This window comes from Phascolarctobacterium sp., from assembly GCF_045124115.1.
Taxonomy (GTDB): domain Bacteria; phylum Bacillota; class Negativicutes; order Acidaminococcales; family Acidaminococcaceae; genus Phascolarctobacterium_A.
The window spans coordinates 1-24,497 of record NZ_JBGVLF010000021.1 but is presented as its reverse complement, the minus strand read 5'-3'; the positions used below and the strand labels follow the sequence as shown (position 1 = coordinate 24,497).

Here is a 24,497-nt window from a genome sequence, read left to right as displayed (position 1 = left end):
AAGGATCTTAATTTCTTCTTCTGTTAAAATTCCTCTAGCCATATTGTGAGCCTCCTAAAATAATAATAACACGATTTTCAAGAAAACCAAAAATAATTTTTTGCGTTCTTGACGTGTCCAACTTTAGGGGACCACCTCAAATTGTTAATACCTGCTCTCGTATTGGGGGCAGGCTTTTTTAGTGCCTTAATTATATCTAAAATCTTGTGGGGGGGGTACAAATGTGCTATAATATACGTATATTGCATAGTGGAGTGTATAGGTTGGTGGATTATGGTTAATGTTTCCGTTGTGATTTTAACTAAAAATGAAGAAGCGAATATTGTTGATGTTATAGAAAATGCTAAGCAAGTTACGTCTCATGTTTTAATTGTGGATTCCGGGAGTACGGATAAGACTGTGGACTTGGCGGAGGCGCATGGAGCCAAGGTGGTCTATCGCGCGTGGGATAATGATTTTGCTGCTCAGCGTAATTTTGCTTTGGAACATGTGACTACGGAGTGGGTGTTGTATCTGGATGCGGATGAAAGGTTGAACAAAGAATTGTGCAAGTCAGTGGAGCGTGCTGTGGCTACGAGTGTGGATAAGCAGTATGTTATCAAGCGTAAGTCCGTAGCTTTTGGGAAAGAGTTTAATTATGGGGTTTTGAAGCCTGATTTTGTTCCACGCCTGTTTAAAGAGAGTCATGTGCAATGGGTGAATAAGGTACATGAACGCCCTGAATGTGGGGATGAAAAAGTAGTTTTGGATGGATTTATCAAGCATTATACGTACAGCGGATGGAGCCAATGGCTGAAAAAATTTGAGCAGTATACAACCATTTGGGCAGAAGACGCTTATTTGCGTGGGAAAAGAACAAGTTTGTCTACCGCATTTGGTCATGCCTTCTTTGCCTTTATTCAAATGATTATATTAAAAAAGGGTATTCTAGATGGTGGCATGGGACTAGTGATGTCCTGTAATCATTTCTTTTACACCTTAATAAAATATTTGAAGCTGTTAGAACTGCAACGTAAGGGAGAGTAAAAATGAGAATAGCAATTTTGGAAAGTATCGTAATGCCTGCAGGGCATGAAGTGGAATTTGATAGAATTTTAGTAGAAAACATGAAATTACAAGGTCATAGCCCTGTGTTTTTTGTGCCTAAAAATTATCCATTTAAACTGGATTATAAAACCGATGTGGAGTATTTAGATGGTGGAGAGGCGATTAGTTATGCAGGTGTGGGCAAACTTAAAAAGCTGTGGCTTTCTTTATTGCGCGAAAAACGTCGTATTGCATGGTTTGATTCCGCATGTGTAAAGGCGAAACAGGGGAAATGTGATGCTATTGTTATTCCAACATCTAGTTGGCGTGGTATGCGTTCTATAAAAAAGAGCGATTTGAAGAACTCTCCTGTACCTGTTCTCATGCAGATGCATGGCATTATGCCTAGTGATAGAGCTAAATTTGTAGAAGGTGTACGCTCTTTGAAGCAATATAAGAATATACATATTGCTGCACTTGGCATGCAGACGGAATTTCCGGAATTAGAGGACTGTCCTAATTTCCATACTATTTTCCCACCTGTATATATTCCCACGGATTTGGGAGTAAAGCCAGAATTTGATTTCCACGATCCTTTACGTTTAGGCTTTTTTGGTCAATATCGCAAAGAGAAGAATTTGGAATTTTTCTTAGAGGCGTTTATTAAGGCTAAATTTACAACACCTGTGGAGCTTTTAGTACAAGGCGCTACTGTAACACAAGAGGATTCCGATGATTTTGAACGTTTGGCAAAGAAGTACTCTGGATACAGCAGTATTAAGTTTTTGCATAAAAATCTTTTAGGCATTGAATGGCAAAAGGAACTTATGGGATGCGATGTGATCTTGATGCCTTATGGTGCGGAGCGTTATCGTTACCAACCTAGTGCTATGTTATTTACAGGTATTGGCTATTTTAAACCTGTGCTACAATCTCCGGAAATGAGTCCTGAAGTTTTGGCAGAGTTTAAGGTTGGTGAGGCAGTGGAGCTGGATAGCGTAAAAAGCTTTGCTGCGCAGTTGGAAAGATTTGTTAATACCTTTAAAGAAAAGGCGGAGGAGTACAAGGCTGGGCTTATTGGAGCTAATGAGAAGTACAGCCAGGAGAATTTGGTGAAGAATATAGTGGGGATATTGAGAGGAGAATTGCAATGGGGTTAATGTATAGGTTGAACGAATATAGGCAACAGATAAAGTTTCATAAAGATTTAGTCAAGCATTATTATAATAGCCTTTTTGATAACATTTATGTTCATGAGTATGATTCATTTACCAATATTCCTAAAACTATACATTATGCATGGTTTGGCAGAGGCGTAAAGCCTGAAATATTAAATTTCTGCATGAATACTTGGCCAAAATACTTGGGGGGGTATAGCGTTCAATTGTGGAATGAGGATAATTTCCCGTTTGAAAAATATCCTTTTGCTTTGCAAGCATATAAGTGTAAAAAATATGCTTTTGTAGCTGATGTAGCGAGACTTCATGCTATATATAATTATGGTGGTATATATATGGATACTGATTGTGAAGTGCGGAAATCATTTGACGACTTGCTTTACTGTGGAGCATTTGCTTGCTATGAAACTCCTAATTTGGTATCGATAGGGACATTGGGAGCTAAACCATTTCATCCATGGGTAGCAAGCATGCTTTTATGGTATTACAGGTTAGGATTTTGTGATGACTACGCAGAGATTGCTAATACCAGAATTATGACTAAGATTATGCGGTGGAAATATACAAACTTTTATCCCAATGGAAAATATACACTTTTACCAAATGATACACATATATTTACTAGAGATTATTTTTGTCCGAGCAAGACAGATGGTAAATGGGATGTAACTGATAACACATATGTAATACATCATTTTAGTGGATTATGGTAGGGTGTTTTGTTGATTGTAATAGAAAAAATAGTAATTATATTAATTTATGGAGTTGGTGGTAGTGTATAGCGAAGATAAAACAGTTGCGGAAGCCCAGAAGATAATGCTAGAGATATTGAAAGAAATACATAGAATTTGTGTTAAACATAATCTTACTTATTGGCTGGAAGCGGGGACGTTACTGGGGGCGGTACGTCATAAGGGATTTATTCCTTGGGATGATGACTGCGATATTTCTATGCCTAGAGTTGATTATGAACGATTTATTGAAATTGCAAAAAGTGAATTGCCAGACAATATGTTTTTACAATCTAAGGAAACTGATCCAGCTAGTAATTTTGATGCAATTAAGATTAGAAAATTAGGAACAGTGTTAATCGAAACTGGTGAAACTGGAAATGAAGAGTATTGTCATGGTATTTTTGTAGATGTTTTTCCTTACGATAGTTATAAAGATGAGTGGTTTATAGAATTATTAAAATGGCAACGCCTTTCCAGAGAAAAGAGAAAACGTTATCCTAAAGGCAGCATAAAACGCTTATTGGCTACTATTTATGTGAATATAATTATGTGGCTTCCTATTCACATTATTGGACTTATGAAAAATTTTGCTATTAAGAAGCGAAATATGTACTTTAACAATAAAGCTCACGAATATTTTTCTTATGGTTTGGAATGTTTTTATCCAGTAAAAACTAAGCGTTCAGACATATTACCAGTGCGACTACAGCAACGATGCTTCGAAGACGAAAGCTTCTATTTGCCTAATAATCCTGATGCAGTTTTGCGAGCTACCTATGGGAATGACTATATGACTCCGCCTCCTATAGATAAGCGTGCTACACATGCTAAAATCATAAAGGTTAATACAAATTAATGCAAAAGAAAGCTATGAGATAAAAGCTTATATATGAAAACGCAAGGGAGTTTAGATGATTGGGGGATTGGGATGCATTCATCTGTAATTGAGAATATTAGCGATGCGTTGCATGTAGATAAAACAGCTATATCGGATATTACTGTTTTGAAAACAGGTATGACAAATAGGTCATATCTATTTTCTTTAGACGATAAAAAGTACATTGTTCGTGTTCCTGGAGAAGGAACCGAGCAGTTGATTAATAGAAGAGCAGAGGCTGAGGTTTACGAGGCAATTAAAGGCAGAGGGATTAGTGATGATATAATCTATATTAATCCTAAAACAGGCTATAAGATTACGAGCTATTTAGAAAATTCTAGAGTATGCAATCCGCAAAATATTGATGATTTAAATCAATGTATGCAAAAATTGCGTGAGTTGCACAATATCGGAGTATTAGTTGAGAATAAATTTGATCTTTTTGAGCAAATAGAGTTTTATGAATCATTATGGGGTGGGCAAGTATCTCAATATAAAGATTATTTCAAAACGAAATCCTCTGTATTAAAGCTTAGAAATTATATTGAAAAGCATATTAGTTCTAGAGTGCTTTCGCACATAGATGCTGTTCCTGACAATTTTTTGTTTTCAGATGGTGAAGTAAGGCTTATAGATTGGGAGTATGCTGGAATGCAGGATCCTCATGTAGATATAGCTATGTTTTCAATATATGCTATGTATAGCAAACAGCAGGTAGATAGGCTTATCGATATTTATTTTGAAGGACTGTGTCCTAACGAAACTAGAATGAAAATTTATTGTTACATTGCTGTTTGTGGGTTGCTGTGGAGTAATTGGTGTGAGTATAAACGTATACTGGGTGTTGAGTTTGGTAAATATAGTTTAAAACAATATTGGTATGCGAAGCACTATTGTAAATTGGTTGCTAAAAAACTTAAAGAACTAGGGTGTGATGATTTTGTATAGAGCAGAACGAGCCATTATAATGGCTGCAGGAATTGGTAGTCGGTTGCAACCGGTGACGTTAGACACTCCTAAGCCATTGGTAAGAGTAAATGGTATTAGGATGATAGATACAATCATCAATGCGCTACATGATAATGGTATTACGGAAATATATGTTGTCGTTGGCTATCTAAAAGAAGCCTTTAAATCACTTGAAAATGAATACAATGGCCTAGCTTTAATAGAAAATCCATATTATGCAGAGTGTAATAATATTTCATCATTATACGTTGCGAGAGAATGTATCAATAATGCAATAATATTAGATGGAGATCAGATTATTTATAATGCAGATATATTAAGGCCTGAATTTGAGCGTTCCGGATATAATGCGGTTTGGGTTGATGGATATACTGATGAATGGCTATTATCTGTTAAGAATGAAATAATTACTTCTTGTAGTAGAACAGGAGGTACAAATGGTTGGCAATTATACTCTGTTTCATTTTGGAATGATGTAGATGGGAAACGTTTAAAACATTATCTTGAGGTAGAATTTGAGAATAAAAGTAACAGACAGATTTATTGGGATGATATTGCTATGTTTTGTTATCCGAGGGATTTTCAACTTGGAATTAGAGCAATGCAATCTTCTGATATTATAGAGATTGATAGTATGCAAGAGTTAGTAAAAATAGATAGTTCATATTCTCAATATGTAGTAGGTGTTATAGATGAAAACGAAGGATAATAAAATTGATTGGTTAATTACGATACTTCCATTACTAGTAGTATCTGGATTGAGTTGTTTGTTTTTTGTCTATCCTGAACAGTCTAATAGAATATTAAGCAAGATAAGATTTGTATTTGGCGATACATTGGGGACATACTATTTGATTATAGGGTTGGGTGTCTTTATTTTTTCATTATATTTAGCAGGGTCGAAATATGGTGGTATAGTACTTGGCGAAAAAGGAGAAAAACCAAAGTATACATTTTTCCAATGGGGAAGCATGATGTTTACCTGTGGATTAGCTGCAGATATTTTATTTTATTCTTTTTCAGAGTGGATAATGTATGCTACTGACCCACATATAGCAGCATTAGGGAGTATTCAAGAGTGGGCTGGGGTGTACCCATTATTTCATTGGAGCTTTATACCTTGGGCATTTTATTTGGTTTTAGCCGTAGCTTTTGGGTTTATGTTACATGTTAGAAAGAAAACGCGCAAAAGATTTTCCGAGGCTTGTAGACCAGTACTTGGAACGTACACTGATGGCTTGTGGGGGCGTTGTATAGATTTATTGGCAGTCTTTGCATTATTGGCTGGTACTGCCACTACGTTTAGTGTTGCTACGCCTTTGATGTCTAGTATCGTTTGTGAGTTGTTTGGTATTGAAGTTAGTAGGATAAGTATTACAATATTAATACTTTTGATTACTTGGATGGTTTATACTTATTCTTTACTGCAAGGGTTTGAAGGAATAAGGTTATTGGCTAATATCTGTATATTTATGTTTTTCGGACTGTTAGCTTATATAATTTTCTTTAGTGGTAAAGGACAATATATATTAGATACAGGTGTAGAATCTTTTGGCAGAATGATACAGAATTTTATAGGGCTGGCAACTTTCACAGATCCTAACAGAAATACTGGTTTCCCGCAAAATTGGACAATTTATTATTGGGCGTATTGGATGGTTTGGTGTGTAGCAGCACCATTCTTTATCGGTAGCATCTCTCATGGACGCACTATTACTCAAACTATCTTGGGGGGGTATTTATTCGGTGTTGGTTCAACAGTGATAAGTTTCGTTATTCTAGGAAATTACTCTATGGGATTACAAACTCAGGGAATTTACGACTTTGTTAGCTTATATAAATCAAATGGAGATTTATATAACGTGATAGTTATAATACTAAAAACATTACCATATTCGGAATTTGTAATGCTTATTGTCTTGGTTACAATGATTGCTTTTTATGCCACTTCTTTTGATTCTATAGCTTTTACAGCATCTTGTTACAGCTATAGAGAGTTAAATGAAAAAGTTCAACCTCATAAGTCGGTACAATTTATCTGGTGCATATTATTGATTATGCTACCAATTGCATTAGTTTTTTCAGAAAGCTCTATGTCTAATTTACAAACGGTAAGTATAGTGGCTGCATTTCCTATAGGATTTGTGATGTTAATAATAATGTATAGTTTCGTTAAAGATGCTGAAGCATTACTGGATAGCAAGTAGAAAAAGTTACATTTTTGCTCTAGCTATTCAATACAAGAGAAAAAGATAGTTTTAAACCCGTTTATGGATACTTCAGCTATAGCAAGAGTATTCCTCATCAATCGAAGCACATTCGGCTGTCTACTGCTCTCTCAAAGGAGAGCCAAAGCAAATGGGCGTATACTACGGAAAGAATCAAAAGACTCTTTAAACAACAAACGCGCTCATCCTGTTGGTTAGGATAAGCGCGTTCATTGTTTTATATTTTCTTTTGTTCTTTTATTCCTTCCCGTATTTCTTATAGGCGGTGTGGTTAGTGGCACCGGAGAATTGGTTCAAAACGAAGGAATGCTTTAAGGCTGCAGTGATGAATTCTTTAGCCTGTGCTACTGCTGCTTCCATAGTCAAGCCGTTTGCCAGGCCTGCAGTGATAGCTGCGGAATAGGTGCAGCCTGCACCGTGGTTATAAGCTTCAGCAAGTTTTTTCAAAGCCATTTCCTTGAAGTTCTTGCCATCGTAGAAAATATCAACTGCGTATGCGCCTTCCATGCGCTCGCCACCTTTGATAACAACATTTTTAGCACCCATCTCGTAAATGATTTTAGCTGCTTCCTTGATTTCGTCGATGGTTTCCACTTTTGCCATACCGGTCAGATAGGCAGCTTCTACAGTGTTAGGGGTGATAATGTCGCAGCGTTTAACAAGCATCTCTTTAATAGCCTCTGCTGCTTCCGGAACCATAACGCTAGTGGAGCCTTTGCATACCATAACCGGGTCGATAACGACATTTTGCAGTTTATATTTGTCAATAGTGTTGGCAACAAGTTCTACTAAAGCTGCACTGCCCAGCATACCTGTTTTCATAGCGTTGACACCGATACCGTCTAAGATAGTGTGCAGCTGTTCTTCTACAACATCCAAACCAATGGGATGTACGTTGTGCGCCCAGTCCGCAGGAGCCATAGTTACAATACAGGTGAGGGCGGTCATGCCGTAGACACCCAGTTCCTCGAAAGTTTTTAAATCAGCCTGCATACCTGCGCCACCGCTGGTATCGCTGCCTGCAATTGTTAAAGCTCTATTTAATTTATCCATAAACTTATCCTCCTAATAAATTATATACAGCTTTATTCTACTGCTTTTTCGCTTATGTGCCTATATTCAATGCACGCTAATATTATATGACCAGGTGCGGCGCTTAGCATAAAGCTGTAGTAGCGTAAGTTTTTGGTATTATGTAAAATCAACTTTACTTTACATAAACTTAATAAAGTGCTATACTGAATCGAAATAGGGAAATGATTTTGTGTATACCATTTCCGAACGTGTTGGGAGGTTTTTGACAATGTCCATTAGAGAAATTTCCTTTGCTTCTGCCAACGGCAGAGATACCATCAAAGCTTGGTCCTACAGTCCTTTGGGCGAACCTAAAGGAGTAATCCAACTTATCCATGGTTATGGCGAACATTCCCGTCGCTATCTCCACATGATCAACAAGTTTAACCAAGCAGGCTACGTTGTTTTTGCTGACGACCATCTGGGTCACGGCAAAACCGGTGTTGACGGCGGCACTTTGGGCGATCCTCATTCCGGCGGTTATATGACTTACTTGAAGGATGAAAAATCTTTACATGATATTGCTAAAGCTGCTTATCCTGAACTGCCCTACTTTGTATTCGGCCACAGCTGGGGTTCCATGCTGGCACGCGCTTATGCTGCTTACTACGGTGAAGATTTGAAAGGCTTGATGCTCTGCGGTCTGTGCTCCCAATGGAAGGGCTGCGAAGTAGAATATAACGATCCTGAGTTTAAGGCTGCTTATGAAGCAGATCCCTATCAACCTGCAGGTGCTTGGTTCGATAAAGTTTTCTGCGGTATGACTGATCGTGTGGAAAATCCCAATGGCCCTGCTGACTGGATTGCTAACGATCCGCGCATTGTTGCAGACCACGCAGGCGATATGTTCAATACCTTTGATACTACTTTAGAACTGGCTTATGACTTTGTACAACTGTACCATTTCATTGAAAGTGATGAATGGGCACCTATGGTTCCGAAAAATATTCCTTGCTATCTGATCAGCGGCGACCAAGATCCTTGCGGCAACTATGGCGAAGGTTTATACCATGTAGCTAATCTGTTGGCTAACAGCGGTCACAAGATTTCCGTAAAAGCTTACAGCGGCTACCGTCATGAAATCCACAACGAATTGGATTTGCGTGACGAGGTAGAAGCAGGTCTGATTAAATTTATGGATGATATTTTAGCATAAGATGTAAAAAAATATTGAGAAGCTGGGACGTGTTTAGTCATGTTACCATATCCCGACTCACGTGCGATTTCTTAACGCTCATTTCGTGCAGAATCACAACGAAGATTCGCGGCCAATCTTGTTCGAAAAACAAGTTACTGTTCGGTACGCTTCACTTCGGTGATTCTAGGCACTCATGAGCTAAAATCGCAATGATTCGTCTGGGGATATGGTAACAGTGACTACTTGCGTTGTCCCAGCTTTTTTTGCTTGCGTTTGCTGTGATTACCTATTACAATAGTGCTTAAGATAAGGTAAAGGTTGCTTTGTTATTTTAGAGCAGGGGAGGATAGCTACATGGACTTCAATTTTAATGGACAGGAATATGCATACGGTTCCCGCAGACGGGTGATTTATGGCAAACGCGGCATGGTGTGTACATCCCAACCGTTGTCGGCACAGGCAGGGTTGCAGATTCTGCAGCAGGGTGGTAACGCGATTGATGCAGCCATTGCCACTGCCATCTGCCAAACGATTTTAGAGCCTACCAACACCGGTTTGGGCAGTGACTGCTTCGCTTTAGTATGGGTTAAGGATAAGCTGTACGGTTTAAACGGCAGTGGTTATGCGCCTACAGGCTTGACTGCGGAAGTAGTGCGCAAGCAAGGCTATACGGAAAAGATGCCTTTCTTTGGTTGGAGTGCGGTAACTGTTCCCGGTGCGCCTTCTGCGTGGGCGGAGCTGCACAAACGCTTTGGCCGCCTGCCCTTTGCAAAATTGTTTGAACCTGCCATTTATTATGCAGAAAACGGCTATCCTGTTTCGCCTATTGTGGCACGTTTTTGGCAGGCAGGTGTAGACAAGTTGCTTCCCCATAAGGATAATCCTGCTATTGCTCCTTGGTTCGATGCTTTTGCACCTGCAGGAAGAGCGCCTAAATGTGGCGAAACGGTGCGCCTTCCCTTGCACGCTAACACTTTGCGTGAACTGGCTGCAAGCTATTGCGAAAGTTTTTATCGTGGCACGTTGGCGGAAAAACTATTAGATTTTAGCAACAGCACTGGCGGTTATCTGACTAAGGAAGATTTAGCGGACTACCGCGCGGAGTGGGTGGAACCCATCCACATTAATTACCGTGGGTATGATGTTTGGGAAATTCCCCCCAATGGTCATGGTATTACTGCTTTAATGGCGCTGAATATTCTCAAGGGTTTCGACTTCCCGACTAAAGACTGTGGCGAAACATATCACAAACAGATTGAGGCTATGAAATTAGCTTTTGCCGATGGCATGAAGTACATTGCTGACCCACGCTATATGCAGACTAAGGTGGAAGAACTGCTTAGCGACGAATATACTGCAGAACGTCGCGCTTTGATTGGCGAGCAGGCGTTGGAGCCTGTGCCGGGCAAGCCTTACTGCGGGGGGACGGTGTACCTGTGTACAGCGGACGGCGAGGGCAATATGGTGTCCTTTATCCAAAGTAACTACAAGGATTTTGGCAGTGGTGTAACTTTACCCGGTTATGGTTTGAATTTAAACTGCCGTGCTAACGGTTTCAGCTTGGACCCTGCTTCTGATGATTATTTGTTGCCGCGGAAGAAGCCCTACCACACGATTATTCCCGGCTTTTTGACCAAGGATGGGCAGGCAGTGGGTCCCTTCGGCGTTATGGGCGCCTATATGCAGCCTCAAGGCCATGTGCAGGTAGTAATGAATACAGTGGACTTTTTGCTTAATCCCCAGTCCGCACTGGATGCGCCCCGTTGGCAGTGGATTGAAGGCAAAAAGATTTACCTTGAAGACAGAGTGCCTGAGTCAATTATCGCAGATCTGCGTCGTCGTGGTCATGAAGTAACAGTAATGAGCGATTACACCAGCTTTGGTAGAGGCGAAATTATTTGGCGTGATGATAGCGGTGTGTTGGCAGGGGCGACGGAACCCCGTGCTGATGGCACAGTTGCTGTATGGTAATAGATGCGTTGCAAAGGAGAAGAAACATGGAATACACAAAAATTACGGAAACAATTTTAAACGAACTGCGTGCTATCGTTGGTGCAGATAATGTTATGACTGATGCGGACCAAATGCAGCTTTATGCTCATGATGAAGTTACTGACCCTGCTTACCACCATCTGCCGGAAGCAGTTGTTTTTGCGGAAAATGCAGAGCAGGTAGCTGCGGTAGTACGCTTGGCGAACGAATATGTTTTCCCGGTAGTTCCCCGTGGTGCAGGTACCGGACTTGCTTGCGGTGCTGTGCCTATTTATGGTGGTGTGGTCCTGTCCTTGGAGAAGATGGACAAGATTCTGGAAATCAACGAGGACGCTATGTACGCAGTGGTTGAACCAGGTGTGCGTACTTCCGCCCTGCAGGAAGCAGTAGAAGCTAAAGGCATTTTCTACGCAGGCGATCCCTGCAGCGGTGACTCCTGCTTTATCGGCGGCAATATTGCTACTAACGCCGGTGGCAACCGTGCTGTAAAATATGGCACTACCCGCCACCAAGTTTATGCTGTGGAAGTAGTTAATCCTACAGGCAAAATTGTTAATCTGGGTGCCCGTCTGCAAAAGCAGACCACAGGCTATTGCTTGGACCAATTGGTAATCGGCTCCGAAGGTACTTTGGGCATTATCACTAAAGCTACCTTGAAACTTGTTCCCAAACCTCAATACAGCATGGACTTGCTGGCTGTTTACGAAGAAGCAGAGGACGCTATTGGCACTGTTAACAAGATTATCAAGGGCGGTATTGTGCCCACCTGCGTAGAGTACATGGATAATATCACTATTAAGTCCGTAGAAAAGTATCTGGGTACCCGTCTGCAAGGCAGCGATAAAGGCAACTACTTGATTGTCGAGGTGGAAGGCACCAGCGAAGATGATTTGGATGAAAAGGCAGTAGCTTTGGATGAAATCTGCACGGAAAACGGTGCTAGTGATGTGCTGGTAGCAGAACACGATAAAATTTGGGAAGCACGCAAAGCTTTTGCTGAAGCAGTACGTGCGGAAAGTTTGATTGTGAGCAAGGAAGACGTGGTTATTCCTGTGGACCAAGAACCTTTACTGTTGGATGAAATTTTACGCTTGGCGAAAAAGTACAACCTTGTTACCCGTATTGCCAGCCATGCCGGTGATGGCAATATCCATCTGAATATCTTGAAACAACCGGAAGAAGATTATGCTGAATGGGAAAAACGTGTGGAGGCTAACCAACAGGAGCTGTACACCTTTATTTACGCTCATGGCGGACGCCTCAGCGGTGAGCACGGTATTGGCTTTAAGCGTAAACATTTAATGGCAGAGTTTACCAATCCTGATGAATTGGATATGATGCGTGCTATAAAAAAAGCTTTGGACCCTAAAAATATTTTGAATCCCGGTAAAATTTTTGATGTTGAAGAATAATTCTTAGGAGATGAAGACCTATGTGGGTTGTATTTGCGTTACTGTCCGCAGTTTTTGCGGCTTTAACTTCTATTTTTGCTAAAATTGGTATTGAAAATGTCAACTCCAATTTAGCTACTGCCATTCGTACGGTAGTAGTGCTGGTTATGGCGTGGCTGATTGTTTTTGCTACAGGCAAGCACCAACAAATTGGTGACATCGGCACCCGTAGTTGGGTATTTTTGGTACTGAGTGGTTTGGCTACAGGTTTTTCTTGGCTGTGTTATTTTTACGCATTGCAGATTGGCGAAGCCAGCAAGGTAGTACCGGTGGACAAGTTCAGCGTAGTAATTACCATGGTAATGGCGTTCTTCATTTTGGGCGAAGCCATGACCATGAAGACGATTATCGGCGGTCTGCTGATTACTGCAGGCACTTTAGTTTTGATCCTGTAAGAGAGGGATGATGCCATGAGTATTTTAGGCAATATTGTTTGGTTTATTTTTGGCGGCGTACTTGCCGGTATAGGCTGGTACCTTGTGGGCTTGCTTTGGTGCTGTACTATTGTGGGGATTCCCGTAGGCATACAATGCTTTAAGTTTGGGACACTGAGCTTTTTCCCTTTTGGCAAAGAGATTCAATATGGCGTGGTGCAGGTTCCTTCCTGCTGAACATCCTCTGGCTGGTGTTCGGCGGTGTGGAATTAGCATTGAACCACGTAATTTTTGGCTTGATTTTGTGTTGCACCATCATTGGTATTCCTTTTGGGATGCAGCATTTTAAGTTGGCTAAACTAGCTATACTGCCTTTTGGCGCAGAAATAGTGTATAAGGGATAAAAAATAACCACTCTGCACTTACTTCACGGAGGTTGCAGAGTGGTATTTTTATTTTAAGAAAGCCTATAATGTGGTATAAAAAAGAGAAAACACTCCGCAGGGGATGGTGCAGAGTGTTTCTCTTAGGAAAGCTGTTTATGATGAATTTGATGGGAAGGGTGTAGCAATCATTTTTGCTACACCCTTAGTATACTATATGGTAGTGGCAAAAAAAGGGCAAACCCATGAAAAAAATGTGAAACTTATAAAGTACAAAAAATTTTTCTAAAAATTTTTGTACTTTTACAAAGGACGAATGCACAAAATGTTTCAAGCTCCTGTACTTCCTAAAAATACAAACAGTAAAATTTTGAGAAAATGTCCACTTTTTAATTGTAAAGAAATTTGAAATAGCTGTAATTACATGCTGTAAAAACGATAAATGTTACATCGAACGGGGTGTTGCCAGATATACATGTAGGTGGTATAATCGAAACATCAAGTTTCTGCAGATTGGCTGCAGGTAGAGAAGAGAGGGTTTGCTTATGAAATTGAAGAAATTGATGTCCGTATTATTAGCATCCGCTGTTTTTGTTGGTGCATTGACCGGTTGTGGTGGTGATAAAAAAGAAGATAAAAAAGCTGGCGATACCATTAAAGTAGGCGTATTCCTGCCTTTGACCGGTGATAATGCTGCCGGTGGCGAATTGGAACTGCGTGGTATTAAATTGGCTAACAAGCTGCACCCCGAAGTATTGGGCAAAAAAGTTGAGTTGGTTGTAGCCGATAACAAATCCGATAAGGCTGAAGCTGCATCCGTAACTGCTCGCTTGATTGAGAAAGATAAAGTTGTTACTGTACTGGGTACCTATGGTTCTTCTTTGGCAATGGCTGCAGGCAACATCGTTAAGGAAGCAAAAGTTCCTGCAATCGGCACCAGCTGCACCAACCCCCAAGTAACCGCTAACAACGATTACTATTTCCGTGCTTGCTTCATCGATCCTTTCCAAGGCACTGTAATGGCAAACTACGCATACAAACAAGGCGCGCGTAAAGTTGCCATCGTACAAGAAGTTTCCAATGACTACTCCGTTGGTCTGGCTAAATTCTTTAAAGAAGCTTTCATTAGACTGACCAATGATAAAAATGCGATTATCGACGTTTCTAACTATCAAACCGGTGACAAAGACTTCACCGCACTGCTGACCAACCTGAAGGCTAAAAATCCTGATGCAGTATTTGCACCTGGCAACTTCACCGAGTCCGCACTGATGATTAAACAAGCTCGCCAACTGGGCATGACCGTTGCTTTCATGGGTGGCGACACTTGGGAAACTCAAGAATTTATCGATGTTGGTGGCAAAGAAGTTGAAGGCTGCGTACTGAGCACCGCATTCGACCGCGAAAAAGCATCCACCGAAGAAGCTAAGAAGTTCTTGAAAGCTTACACCGATGAATACAAAGGCGAACCTTCCGCTCTGTCCGCACTGGGCTATGATTCCTACCTGATTGCAATTGATGCGATTAAACGTGCAGGCGGTACCGATCCTAAGAAAGTTCGCGATGCCATTGCTTCTACCAAAGATTTGGAAGCTGTAACCGGCAAAACCACCTTGGATAAGAATGGCGACGCTATTAAAGCAGCTGTTATCAAGGTTGTTAAAGAAGGCAAATTCAAATATTATGATTATGTAGACGTAAAATAATATACGGCCTCTGAGATGTGCTCCCGCCTTCAAGTCGGAGGAGGGAGCACATAATTTATTATGGTGGTGAAGAAATGGATTTTTTAAGTGACCTTTTTCAGGTTATCTCTAATATGTCCGCTGTAAGCTTGGCGCAGCATATGGCCAATGGCATTTCCTTGGGCAGTTTGTACGCCCTGATTGCTATTGGTTATACCATGGTTTATGGTATCTTGCTGATGATCAACTTTGCTCATGGTGACATTGTTATGATGGCCTGCTATTTTGCATTTTTTGGTATTACGGTGTTCCACATTCCTTGGTACATCACTTTTGTAGGCGTTGTTATTGCCACAGCTCTTTTGGGTGTGCTTATCGAGCGTACGGCTTATCGTCCTCTGCGTGAAGCTCCTAAAAACTCTGTGCTGATTTCCGCAATTGGTGCTTCTTTCTTACTGGAAAACTTGGCGAACTACCTCTTTAGCGGTCGTCCCTTGCGTTTTCCGGATATTCCCCTGCTGAGCCAGAACGTGGCTTTGGGTGGCGTACAAGTACAGGCTATCTGTTTGGTAATTCCTGTAATTACCTTTATCAGCTTGGCAGTATTGCTGCACATCGTTAACCACACCAAAACAGGTATGGCCATGCGCGCTGTATCTAAAGATTACGAAATTGCCCGCGTTATGGGTGTCAACATCGACCGCATTATTTCTACTACCTTCGTTATCGGCAGTGCTTTGGCAGCCATCGGTGCCTTTATGTGGGGCGTGCGTTATCCAGGTATTACCCCCATGTTGGGCGTCATGCCAGGTCTGAAATGCTTTATCGCTGCAGTAATCGGCGGTATCGGCAATATCAAAGGCGCAGTAATCGGTGGTTTTATCCTGGGCTTGGGCGAAGTGCTTATCGTCGCTTTCTTCCCTGCGCTTTCCGGTTATCGTGATGCCTTTGCATTTATCGTACTCATTATTATCCTCTTCTACAAACCTACCGGTTTGTTAGGCGAAAAAACAACGGAGAAGGTGTAAGCATGAACAAAAAGAATATCTGGCTGACCGTAGCTGGCGTGCTGGTGCTTTTTGCCGGTGCTTGCTATGCTCAGTTTGAATTAGACTCCTATCTGCGCAGGGTTATTAACCTGTGTTTGATTTACGCAATTATCGGTCTGTCCATGAACTTGACCAATGGCTTCGCCGGTCAGTTTAGCTTAGGCCAGGCTGGCTTTATGGCTGTCGGTGCCTATGTTGTTGGCATTTTTACTGTGCCTGTGGAACTGCGTGAGAACGTTTTCTACGCAGTGCCCATGAATCCTTTGATTGCAGATATTCAGCTACCCTTGTGGCTGGCATTGATTGTAGGCGGTCTGCTGTCCGCTTTGGTGGCGTTCCTTATTGGTACTCCTGTTCTGCGTCTGCGTGGTGACTACCTAGCCATTGCAACTTTAGGTTTCTCTGAGATTATCCGTATCATAATTACCAATGCACAAAGCTTTACCAATGGTGCTTTGGGTATTAAGGATATTCCTACCATTAACGATGTACGTTACATCTTTTTAGCAACTGCAGTAGTGTTTATCTTCATTACCTGCTTAGTAAATTCTTCCTACGGTCGTGCTTTCAAGGCAATCCGCGAGGATGAAATTGCTGCAGAAGCTATGGGCATCAGCCTGTTCTACCACAAGAACATGGCGTTCATGCTCAGTGCTTTCTTTGCAGGTATCGGCGGCGGTCTCTATGCAACCTTGCTGGGTACTGTTGACCCTAAAAACTTCCTCTTTACTTTGACCTATAACTTCCTGCTGATCATCGTTTTAGGCGGTATGGGCAGCATCACCGGCAGTATGCTGGGCAGTATCATTGTAACCGCAGGCTTGGAATTCCTGCGTGTCTTCGACGAACCCTTGGAGCTTTTCGGTATGGCGATTCCCCTGTTCCGTCCCGGTCTGCGTATGGTAGTGTTCTCCTTGCTTTTGATGATCTGCGTACTTTTCTGGCGCAAAGGCATTATGGGTACGGAAGAATTTACTTGGGATAAGTTTGTTGCTTTCTGCAAGAACCCTGAAAAATATTTTATGCGGAAAGGAGCAAAGAAAAATGGCTAAGATGCCCAAAACACCTACGGTTTTAAAAACTGATAAAATGACCATGCGCTTTGGTGGTGTAACTGCTGTATTCGAACTGAATTTGGATATTCGCGAGCACCAGATTGTAGCGCTCATCGGTCCTAACGGCGCAGGCAAAACCACCGCTTTTAATATGATTACCGGTGTGTACACTCCTACGGAAGGGGATGTTATCTATACCCGTCCCGGGGAAGAACCTATGAAGATTACCGGCAAACGCCCCAGCACTATTGCTAGACATGGCATTGCCCGTACTTTCCAAAATATCCGTTTATTTAAAGATTTAAGCGTCTATGAAAATGTCATGATTGCCAAGCACTTGCATCTTAAATCTAACTTCCTGTCTGCAACTTTGCACTTGCCCTGGTATAATAAGGAACAACGTCAGATGGAAGCAGATGTGGAGAAGCTGTTGCGCTCCGTCGATTTGTGGGAGCTGCGTGATGAGAAGGCAAGCAGTCTGCCCTACGGCAAGCAACGTCGTTTGGAGATTGTCCGTGCTTTGGCTACCAATCCGAAAATTCTGCTTTTGGACGAACCTGCTGCAGGCATGAACCCCAAAGAAACGGAAGAACTGACGGAGTTTATCCGCCAAATTCGTGATGAATACCAGCTGACTATTTTTATGATTGAGCATCATATGGACTTGGTTATGGAAATCAGCGATTGGATTTATGTACTGGACTTTGGCCAGCTGATTGCGGAAGGTACTCCTGAAGCTATCCAGAATAATAACCGCGTTATTGAGGCATATTTGGGGGTGGATGAAGATGCTTAAAGTAAATGATTTAGTAGTTTCCTACGGTGGCATCGAAGCCCTCAAGGGTATTTCTTTGGAAGTACCGGAAGGCAAGATAGTTACGCTGATTGGCGCTAATGGTGCAGGCAAGAGTACCTTGTTGCGCAGCATTATGGGTTTGGTAAAGCCTGAAAGTGGCTCCATTACTTATAACGATAAGGAAATGCTGGGACTTAATTCTCAAAAGATTGTAGAGAATGGCATTACCCTCGTTCCTGAAGGACGTCGTGTATTCCCCAATCTAACCGTATTGGAAAATCTGCAGATTGGTGCCTATATGCGCAAGGATAAGGAAGAGATTGAGAAGGATATCCGCTGGATTTACGATCTTTTCCCCCGTTTGGAAGAGCGTAGCTGGCAGATGGCAGGCACTTTGAGCGGTGGCGAGCAGCAGATGCTGGCTGTAGGCCGCGCGTTGATGTGTCGGCCCAAGGTGCTGATGATGGACGAACCTTCTTTAGGTCTTGCACCTTTGATTATTAAGGATATTTTTAAGATTATCCAAGAGATTAATAAGCAGGGGATGACCGTTTTGCTGATTGAGCAGAACGCGAATATGGCGTTGAAGGTGGCAGATGTGGCTTATGTTTTGGAAACAGGTCGCATCACCATGAGCGGCACGGGTAAGGAACTGCTGGAGAATCCGGATATTAAGGCTGCTTATTTGGGTAAGAAAAAATAATGCTTTTATTATAGTCAACCAACTTTTGCTAGCTGGTTGACTATTTTTTTGTGTACATATATAATAGTATGGTAAATAGCGTCGCAATATTATATCCTTTGCTCACTCGCGATTTTTAGCTTTATGAGACCCCTCAGTCTGCTCGCTGAAGCTCGCAGACAGCTCCCCTAATTAGGGGAGCCAAGACACTGTAGCGTTCTATTTGACATTTTAACAAAAGTGGATGAAACTACTCAGTCGAGTGAGATGACAGGGGGAGCATCATGAACGAAAATCGCTAATGTTCGCTGCAGGATAATAATATTGCTCGATAGTGTTAAGAAGTGAAGTTGTTGTATTTCTTTGGCTTTTATTATGAGTGTTGTGCATAGATTTTGTGGAGGAAGTTTTGTGATTAGGATAGAAGGTTTGAAGCATTATTATAGGGATGCGGATGGTAATGAGGTCAAGGCACTGGATGGTGTGGATTTGACCATTGAGCAGGGTGAGTTTGTGGCTGTGATTGGTGCCAATGGCAGTGGCAAGTCTACTTTGGCACGTCATTTGAACTGTCTGCTGCTGCCTACGGAAGGCAAGGTGCTTGTGGATGATATGGACACCATGGACGAAAGCTGCATGTGGGATGTTCGCCAACATGTGGGCATGGTCTTCCAGAATCCTGATAACCAGATCGTGGCAGCTATTGTAGAGGAAGATGTAGCTTTTGGCCCGGAAAATATTGGCGTGCCGGGATCGGAGATTCGTCCTCGCGTAGAAAAGGCTTTGGCTGCAGTGGGCATGAGCGATTATGCCAAGCACGCGCCTCATTTGCTCAGCGGTGGACAAAAGCAACGTGTTGCCATTGCAGGCATTATGGCGCTGGAGCCTAAGTGCATTGTTTTGGACGAACCTACAGCCATGTTGGATCCTAAAGGCCGCAAGGAAATCGTCAGCACTGTACAAAAGTTGAACAAGGAAAAAAATATTACTATAGTCTATATTACCCACTATATGACGGAAGCTTTGGCTGCTGATAGAGTAGTGGTGATGGATAAAGGGCACATCTGCTTCATGGGCACGCCGAAAGAAGTGTTTAGCAGAGTGGATGATTTGGAAGCGTTGGGGCTGGAAGCACCTTTGGCAGCGAAGGTTGCCAGCGAGCTGCGCAAAGCAGGGGCGAAGCTGCCTGCAGGGATTATTACGGATGAGGAGCTAGCGCAAGCATTATGTCAATAGCATTAACTAATATTTATCATACATATTCTAAAGGGACGCCCTTTGAACGCTTGGCACTGCAGGATGTCTCTGTAAATATCGCTAAAGGCGAGATTGTGGCGATCATCGGTCACACGGGCAGTGGCAAATCTACTTTGGTACAACATCTCAATGGTTTGCTGAAGCCTGATAAGGGTACTGCAAAAATTGATGATATTGATATTACAGCTAAAGGACCCAAGGCTAAGGCTGCCCGTCAACAGGTAGGCATGGTGTTCCAATATCCTGAGCACCAGATTTTTGCAGAAACTGTTTTTGAAGACATCGCTTTTGGCCCTCGCAATAAAAGCTTTACTGAAGACGAGGTAGCGAAACAAGTACGTGAGGCTATGGCGTTCGTAGGTCTTGATTACGATACTTTCGCTCAGCGCTCTCCTTTCCAGCTTAGCGGTGGACAAATGCGCCGCGTAGCTATTGCAGGTGTAGTAGCTATGAACCCGGACTATCTTGTTTTGGACGAGCCAAGTGCAGGTCTTGATCCCCGCAGTCGTAACGCTGTGTTCCGCGAAATTATGGCGTTGCATAAAAGCCGTGGGATCGCCATTGTGCTTGTTACCCACAGCATGGAAGAAGCAGTGAAATATGCGGAGCGTCTGTTGGTAATCAATGGTGGCAAGGTGTTGTTCGACGGCAAGCCTGCCGCAATTTTTAAGGAACACGCCGATGAGCTGATTGCAGTGGGTGTAGATGTACCCCAAGTATATAAATTGGCAGCGTTGCTGCGCAGCAAGGGCTTGAAGCTACCTGAAGACATTAAAGATGATACAGCGTTGATTAAAGCAATTAAGAAAGCAAAGGGGTGGAAATAATGTTGACTGATATTACATTGGGACAGTATTTCCCGGGCAATTCGTTAATCCATCGCCTGGATCCCCGCACCAAGATTTTGGCAACCTTTATCTACATCGTAGCCATTTTCTTTGCGGATACGCCTTTGTCCTACGGTATTTTAAGTGCGTTTGCGGCAGTGGTGATTATGATTTCCCGTCTGCCGTGGCTGTTGGTGCTGAAATCTTTAAAACCAATTTGGATAATCGTCATTATTACTATGTTGATTCATATGTTTACTGCTCCCGGTGAGCATATTGTTTTCGCTTGGAAGTATTTTAGCGTAACCCAGGAAGGTCTTGATTTAGGCATGAAGATGGCAGTGCGTTTGGTGCTGCTCTTGCTGTTCTCCTCTGTGCTGACTTTTACTACTTCCCCCATTGTTTTGACTGATGGTATTGAAAATTTACTGCGACCCTTTAAGTGTGTGGGCGTGCCTGCTCATGAGCTAGCGATGATGATGACTATTGCTCTGCGTTTTATTCCTACCTTATTGGAAGAAACAGATCGTATTATGAAGGCGCAGACTGCCCGTGGTGCTGATTTTGGCAGTGGCAATATGGTGGAGCGTATGAAGAATATGCTGCCTTTGCTGGTGCCTTTGTTCATCAGTGCTTTCCGCCGTGCGGAAGAATTGGCTATTGCTATGGAAGCACGCTGCTATCGCGGTGGCGAAGGGCGTACGAGGATGCACGAATTATCCTTTACAGGTAAGGATTATGTATCTTTGATTTTAGTTATTTTGTTAGCAGTTGGTTTGGCAGTTTTGCGTTGGGGTAAATTATGCGGACTATAAAGCTGGTTGTAGCCTATGATGGCAGTTGCTACCATGGTTTTCAAAAGCAAAAAAATGCGGTGACGGTGCAAGGTATTTTGGAAGAAATGCTGTGCAAGCTGTGCGGCGAGAAAGTTATTATCGCCGGTAGCGGTCGTACGGATGCAGGCGTTCACGCTTTCGCCCAGACTGTAACCTTTACTACAAATGGCCGTATTCCCTGTGCCAACATCGTCCGTGCTTCCCGCAGTATGCTACCTCGAGATATCGTGGTGCTGACTGCGGAAGAAAAGGAAGAAGGCTACCACGCCCGCTTTAGCGCCCGTTGGAAAATATACCAATACAAGCTACTGATGACAGCGCAGCCAAATCCTTTTATGATGCGTTATGCTTGGCAGCTGGCGGAAACATTAGATGTGGCATCTATGCAGGAAGCAACAACTTTGCTCCTTGGTACCCATGACTTTAGTGCTTTCCGCAGTACGGGCAGCGTTGAAGGATCGCCTGTTAAGACGATTTATGAAGCAGGCTGGATGCAGCAGGGAGATGAGCTTATCTTCCGCATTGCGGGGGATGGGTTCCTCTACCACATGGTACGCAATATTGTGTGGTCCTTAGTGCAGGTAGGCTTGGGCAAACGCACGCCTAAAGATTTTGCGGCAGAGCTGCAGGCACAGCGCTGTGAATTTTTGAGTGAGCCTGCGCCTGCGGAAGGATTGTATCTGACTGAGGTGTGCTATCAACCATATCCTACAAAGTAGCAGATACAGCGTAGATTAATGAACTGTAAATTTTTTACAATTTTTCTTGGATTATACTTGACTTTGCACTTGCATTTCAGTATAATATATCTACGTGATTTTCCGCAAGATTTCACTAGCCCCGAAAAAATGTGAGAAGATCGCAACGAACTATATATTTGGAAACTATCTAGGAGGGACAAAGCGATGAAATCTTTTATGGCTAATCCGTCCAACATCGAACGTAAATGGTTCGTTGTGGACGCAGCTGATAAAACTCTGGGCCGTCTGGCTGCAGAGGTTGCAAAAGTCCTGCGCGGTAAACATAAACCGACCTTTACCCCGCATATGGACACCGGTGATCACGTAATCATTATCAATGCAGATAAGGTTGTTCTGACCGGTAAAAAACTGACTAAGAAAATTTACTTCCATCATTCCGGTTATCTCGGTGGCGACAGCTATGTAAAAGCTGGCGACATGCTGAAGAAAAACCCCGTTAAGATGGTAGAGCTGGCTATTAAGGGTATGATTCCCCACAACCGCCTTGGCGCAGACATTTATTCTAAACTTCATGTATATGCAGGTAGCGAACATCCGCATGCTGCTCAAAAACCTGAAGTTATGGAAATCAACATCAGATAACATCCGGGAGGGAACAATAAATGGCAGTAGTTACTTATAACGCAACCGGTCGCCGTAAATCTTCCGTTGCTCGCGTTCGCCTGGTTCCGGGTGAAGGCAACATCGTAATCAACGACCGTGAATTAAATCAATACTTCGGTCTGAAAACTTTGGAGCTGATTGTTAACCAACCGCTCGAAGTTACCGAAACCAAAGGCAAATATGACGTACTCGTTAATGTTAACGGCGGCGGCATTTCCGGCCAAGCTGGTGCTATCCGTCACGGCATTGCTCGCGCTCTGCTGAAAGTTGACGAAGAATTCCGTCCTGCTCTGAAAAAAGCAGGCTTCCTGACTCGCGATCCCCGCGAAAAAGAACGTCGTAAATACGGCTTGAAGAAAGCTCGTAAAGCAAGCCAATTCTCCAAACGTTAATTTTTGGAGCAATCCGGCAACAATCACAAATATCGCGCAATTTACTCCGCAACCTATGGTTGCGGAGTTTTTGTATTTCCTAGCAAAAATTGCTTTGCTGGTATTGAATACAGCTTTTTCTGTGCAAACAAAACAGCCCCCGCCTGTGGACGGGGGCTGTTGAATCGATCGTTACAATAAGCTGCTTACATAACTAAGGTAGTATTAAGGCTTTTTGCCAACTCTTGTAATTTATCGAGGGATAGTCTGCTATATTTACTAATCATACTTGCTGGCAAGCCATCCTTGATCATGTCAATAGCAGTAGAAATATTAGCTTTTGCTTCACCTTTGCGCTCAGCCATTTCTATAATTCCAGCCATAGTTGCATCCTCCTTTTTGATGTCGTCGTAAGTTGTAATATTAGCAGAACTGCTAGCGTTCACGATTGATTTAAAATTGTTTTTATCGCGCTGAGTAATCAATTGATCAGCAATTTTTAAAAGCAGCTTTACATCCTCTTTATCTACATTTTTAGTTAAGACTCGGAGCGGACTATGATTAATTTTTTCAAGTTCTTTAGTAACTACCATCTGCATGGGGAAGGGATAGTTTCCGCATCCTCGCGAAACTCCAGTTCCGTTGCACTGCAGAACGGGGGATGCCACTGAATTTTTTCTTCATCGTGTTGTTTTGCCAAATAGCATCAATCCTTTCATTTAGATTTCGGATGATACTATTGGCAATATGCAGTTAAGCGTAGGCAGTGCAATAGTACCATACGCTAGGGATAGGTAAATATTACAGCGGCGCTTGGGACAAAGCTTTAATCACCGCAATTTTGCAGATGAACCACCCAGCTGCTACCTGTGATATTTGATAGCGCTGGCTCCTACATATTAGGTTTTTAGAACAAGGTGTTTAACTTCAAGATGAGTAAACACTACTGCACTTCTTCGTTTATATTATATCATATATAGAAATATGACAGCAGAAAACTAAAAATAAATTTTTCTAAATTGCAATAGCAAGTTGCACACTTTTTTCAATCCTCTAGGCTGCATATATGCGGTCTAGATATTCATCAAAATACTCATTGGGGGACTTGTACCCCAAGCACTTCCTAGGTAGGTTGTTAGCCCACTCCGTTG

At 42.4% G+C, this 24,497-nt stretch carries 24 protein-coding genes and 1 pseudogene; 23 read left to right on the top strand and 2 right to left on the bottom strand.

The features are described from left to right. The first annotated feature begins 273 nt into the window (after nt 1-273). The 7 genes from ACJMM4_RS03240 (at nt 274) to ACJMM4_RS03210 (ending at nt 6,991) form a co-directional block, all read left to right on the top strand. Nucleotides 274-1,026, top strand: a complete 753-nt coding sequence (locus tag ACJMM4_RS03240; RefSeq protein ID WP_405383040.1) for a glycosyltransferase family 2 protein — start codon at nt 274-276, stop codon at nt 1,024-1,026. Nucleotides 1,027-1,028: 2 nt separating this feature from the next. Next, the gene (locus ACJMM4_RS03235) at nt 1,029-2,186 is read left to right on the top strand and encodes a glycosyltransferase family 1 protein (protein ID WP_405383038.1); all 1,158 of its coding nucleotides are present in this window, start codon (nt 1,029-1,031) and stop codon (nt 2,184-2,186) included. Next, a complete protein-coding gene (locus ACJMM4_RS03230) occupies nt 2,177-2,917 on the top strand; it encodes a glycosyltransferase family 32 protein (RefSeq protein ID WP_405383036.1) in 741 nt (246 codons plus the stop codon). Before ACJMM4_RS03235 ends, ACJMM4_RS03230 begins: the two co-directional genes overlap by 10 nt. 61 nt (nt 2,918-2,978) lie before the next feature. Beyond that, entirely contained in the window at nt 2,979-3,794 is an 816-nt protein-coding gene (locus tag ACJMM4_RS03225; RefSeq protein ID WP_405383034.1) for a phosphorylcholine transferase LicD, read from the top strand. 72 nt (nt 3,795-3,866) lie between these two features. Continuing rightward, nucleotides 3,867-4,763 carry a phosphotransferase gene (locus tag ACJMM4_RS03220; RefSeq protein ID WP_405383031.1) on the top strand — a complete coding sequence of 299 codons (897 nt, stop codon included), beginning with the start codon at nt 3,867-3,869 and terminating at the stop codon, nt 4,761-4,763. Next, nucleotides 4,756-5,493, top strand: a complete 738-nt coding sequence (locus ACJMM4_RS03215) for a sugar phosphate nucleotidyltransferase (protein ID WP_405383029.1) — start codon at nt 4,756-4,758, stop codon at nt 5,491-5,493. Before ACJMM4_RS03220 ends, ACJMM4_RS03215 begins: the two co-directional genes overlap by 8 nt. Continuing rightward, complete coding sequence (locus ACJMM4_RS03210) at nt 5,477-6,991, top strand: BCCT family transporter (protein WP_405383027.1); 1,515 nt, start codon at nt 5,477-5,479, stop codon at nt 6,989-6,991. The genes ACJMM4_RS03215 and ACJMM4_RS03210 overlap by 17 nt, the downstream gene beginning before the upstream one ends. A 258-nt stretch (nt 6,992-7,249) precedes the next feature. Here ACJMM4_RS03210 and thiD read toward each other — a convergent pair whose 3' ends face one another. Further along, nucleotides 7,250-8,065, bottom strand: a complete 816-nt coding sequence (gene thiD / locus ACJMM4_RS03205) for a bifunctional hydroxymethylpyrimidine kinase/phosphomethylpyrimidine kinase (RefSeq protein WP_405383025.1) — start codon at nt 8,063-8,065, stop codon at nt 7,250-7,252. A 250-nt stretch (nt 8,066-8,315) separates the two neighbouring features. On the opposite strand from thiD, the gene ACJMM4_RS03200 reads away from it, so the two are divergent. The 16 genes and pseudogenes from ACJMM4_RS03200 to rpsI all read left to right on the top strand — a co-directional run bounded on the left by ACJMM4_RS03200 (nt 8,316) and on the right by rpsI (nt 23,367). Then, complete coding sequence (locus ACJMM4_RS03200) at nt 8,316-9,242, top strand: alpha/beta fold hydrolase (protein WP_405383023.1); 927 nt, start codon at nt 8,316-8,318, stop codon at nt 9,240-9,242. Nucleotides 9,243-9,578: 336 nt separating this feature from the next. Continuing rightward, entirely contained in the window at nt 9,579-11,195 is a 1,617-nt protein-coding gene (locus tag ACJMM4_RS03195) for a gamma-glutamyltransferase family protein (protein WP_405383021.1), read from the top strand. 26 nt (nt 11,196-11,221) lie between these two features. After that, the gene (locus tag ACJMM4_RS03190) at nt 11,222-12,628 is read left to right on the top strand and encodes an FAD-binding oxidoreductase (protein ID WP_405379400.1); all 1,407 of its coding nucleotides are present in this window, start codon (nt 11,222-11,224) and stop codon (nt 12,626-12,628) included. A 20-nt stretch (nt 12,629-12,648) separates the two neighbouring features. After that, nucleotides 12,649-13,062, top strand: a complete 414-nt coding sequence (locus tag ACJMM4_RS03185) for an EamA family transporter (RefSeq protein ID WP_405379399.1) — start codon at nt 12,649-12,651, stop codon at nt 13,060-13,062. A 15-nt stretch (nt 13,063-13,077) separates the two neighbouring features. Beyond that, a pseudogene (locus ACJMM4_RS03180) lies at nt 13,078-13,445 on the top strand (YccF domain-containing protein). 530 nt (nt 13,446-13,975) lie between these two features. Beyond that, nucleotides 13,976-15,130, top strand: coding sequence for an ABC transporter substrate-binding protein (locus ACJMM4_RS03175; protein WP_405379410.1), 1,155 nt, complete (start codon nt 13,976-13,978; stop codon nt 15,128-15,130). 113 nt (nt 15,131-15,243) lie between these two features. Beyond that, nucleotides 15,244-16,137 carry a branched-chain amino acid ABC transporter permease gene (locus tag ACJMM4_RS03170; RefSeq protein ID WP_405379409.1) on the top strand — a complete coding sequence of 298 codons (894 nt, stop codon included), beginning with the start codon at nt 15,244-15,246 and terminating at the stop codon, nt 16,135-16,137. A gap of 2 nt (nt 16,138-16,139) precedes the next feature. After that, a complete protein-coding gene (locus ACJMM4_RS03165) occupies nt 16,140-17,210 on the top strand; it encodes a branched-chain amino acid ABC transporter permease (RefSeq protein ID WP_405383019.1) in 1,071 nt (356 codons plus the stop codon). Between the two features lies 1 nt (nt 17,211). Then, a complete protein-coding gene (locus tag ACJMM4_RS03160) occupies nt 17,212-18,009 on the top strand; it encodes an ABC transporter ATP-binding protein (protein WP_405383042.1) in 798 nt (265 codons plus the stop codon). Beyond that, nucleotides 18,002-18,712: an ABC transporter ATP-binding protein gene (locus ACJMM4_RS03155; RefSeq protein ID WP_405383016.1), complete on the top strand. Its 711-nt coding sequence runs from the start codon at nt 18,002-18,004 to the stop codon at nt 18,710-18,712. The genes ACJMM4_RS03160 and ACJMM4_RS03155 overlap by 8 nt, the downstream gene beginning before the upstream one ends. A 354-nt stretch (nt 18,713-19,066) precedes the next feature. Further along, nucleotides 19,067-19,927, top strand: coding sequence for an energy-coupling factor transporter ATPase (locus ACJMM4_RS03150; RefSeq protein WP_405379395.1), 861 nt, complete (start codon nt 19,067-19,069; stop codon nt 19,925-19,927). Beyond that, nucleotides 19,918-20,775, top strand: coding sequence for an energy-coupling factor transporter ATPase (locus tag ACJMM4_RS03145; RefSeq protein ID WP_405383014.1), 858 nt, complete (start codon nt 19,918-19,920; stop codon nt 20,773-20,775). Before ACJMM4_RS03150 ends, ACJMM4_RS03145 begins: the two co-directional genes overlap by 10 nt. Next, nucleotides 20,775-21,590 (top strand): energy-coupling factor transporter transmembrane component T family protein, encoded by an 816-nt coding sequence (locus ACJMM4_RS03140; RefSeq protein WP_405383012.1) that lies wholly within the window; start codon nt 20,775-20,777, stop codon nt 21,588-21,590. Before ACJMM4_RS03145 ends, ACJMM4_RS03140 begins: the two co-directional genes overlap by 1 nt. Next, nucleotides 21,578-22,330 (top strand): tRNA pseudouridine(38-40) synthase TruA, encoded by a 753-nt coding sequence (truA, locus tag ACJMM4_RS03135; protein ID WP_405379003.1) that lies wholly within the window; start codon nt 21,578-21,580, stop codon nt 22,328-22,330. Before ACJMM4_RS03140 ends, truA begins: the two co-directional genes overlap by 13 nt. A gap of 186 nt (nt 22,331-22,516) precedes the next feature. After that, nucleotides 22,517-22,954 carry a 50S ribosomal protein L13 gene (rplM, locus tag ACJMM4_RS03130; RefSeq protein ID WP_405383010.1) on the top strand — a complete coding sequence of 146 codons (438 nt, stop codon included), beginning with the start codon at nt 22,517-22,519 and terminating at the stop codon, nt 22,952-22,954. Between the two features lie 20 nt (nt 22,955-22,974). Next, complete coding sequence (gene rpsI, locus ACJMM4_RS03125; protein ID WP_405379000.1) at nt 22,975-23,367, top strand: 30S ribosomal protein S9; 393 nt, start codon at nt 22,975-22,977, stop codon at nt 23,365-23,367. 185 nt (nt 23,368-23,552) lie between these two features. Here the strand turns inward: rpsI and ACJMM4_RS03120 are convergent, their stop codons facing one another. Next, nucleotides 23,553-23,945 (bottom strand): hypothetical protein, encoded by a 393-nt coding sequence (locus ACJMM4_RS03120; RefSeq protein ID WP_405383008.1) that lies wholly within the window; start codon nt 23,943-23,945, stop codon nt 23,553-23,555. Nucleotides 23,946-24,497 lie beyond the last annotated feature (552 nt).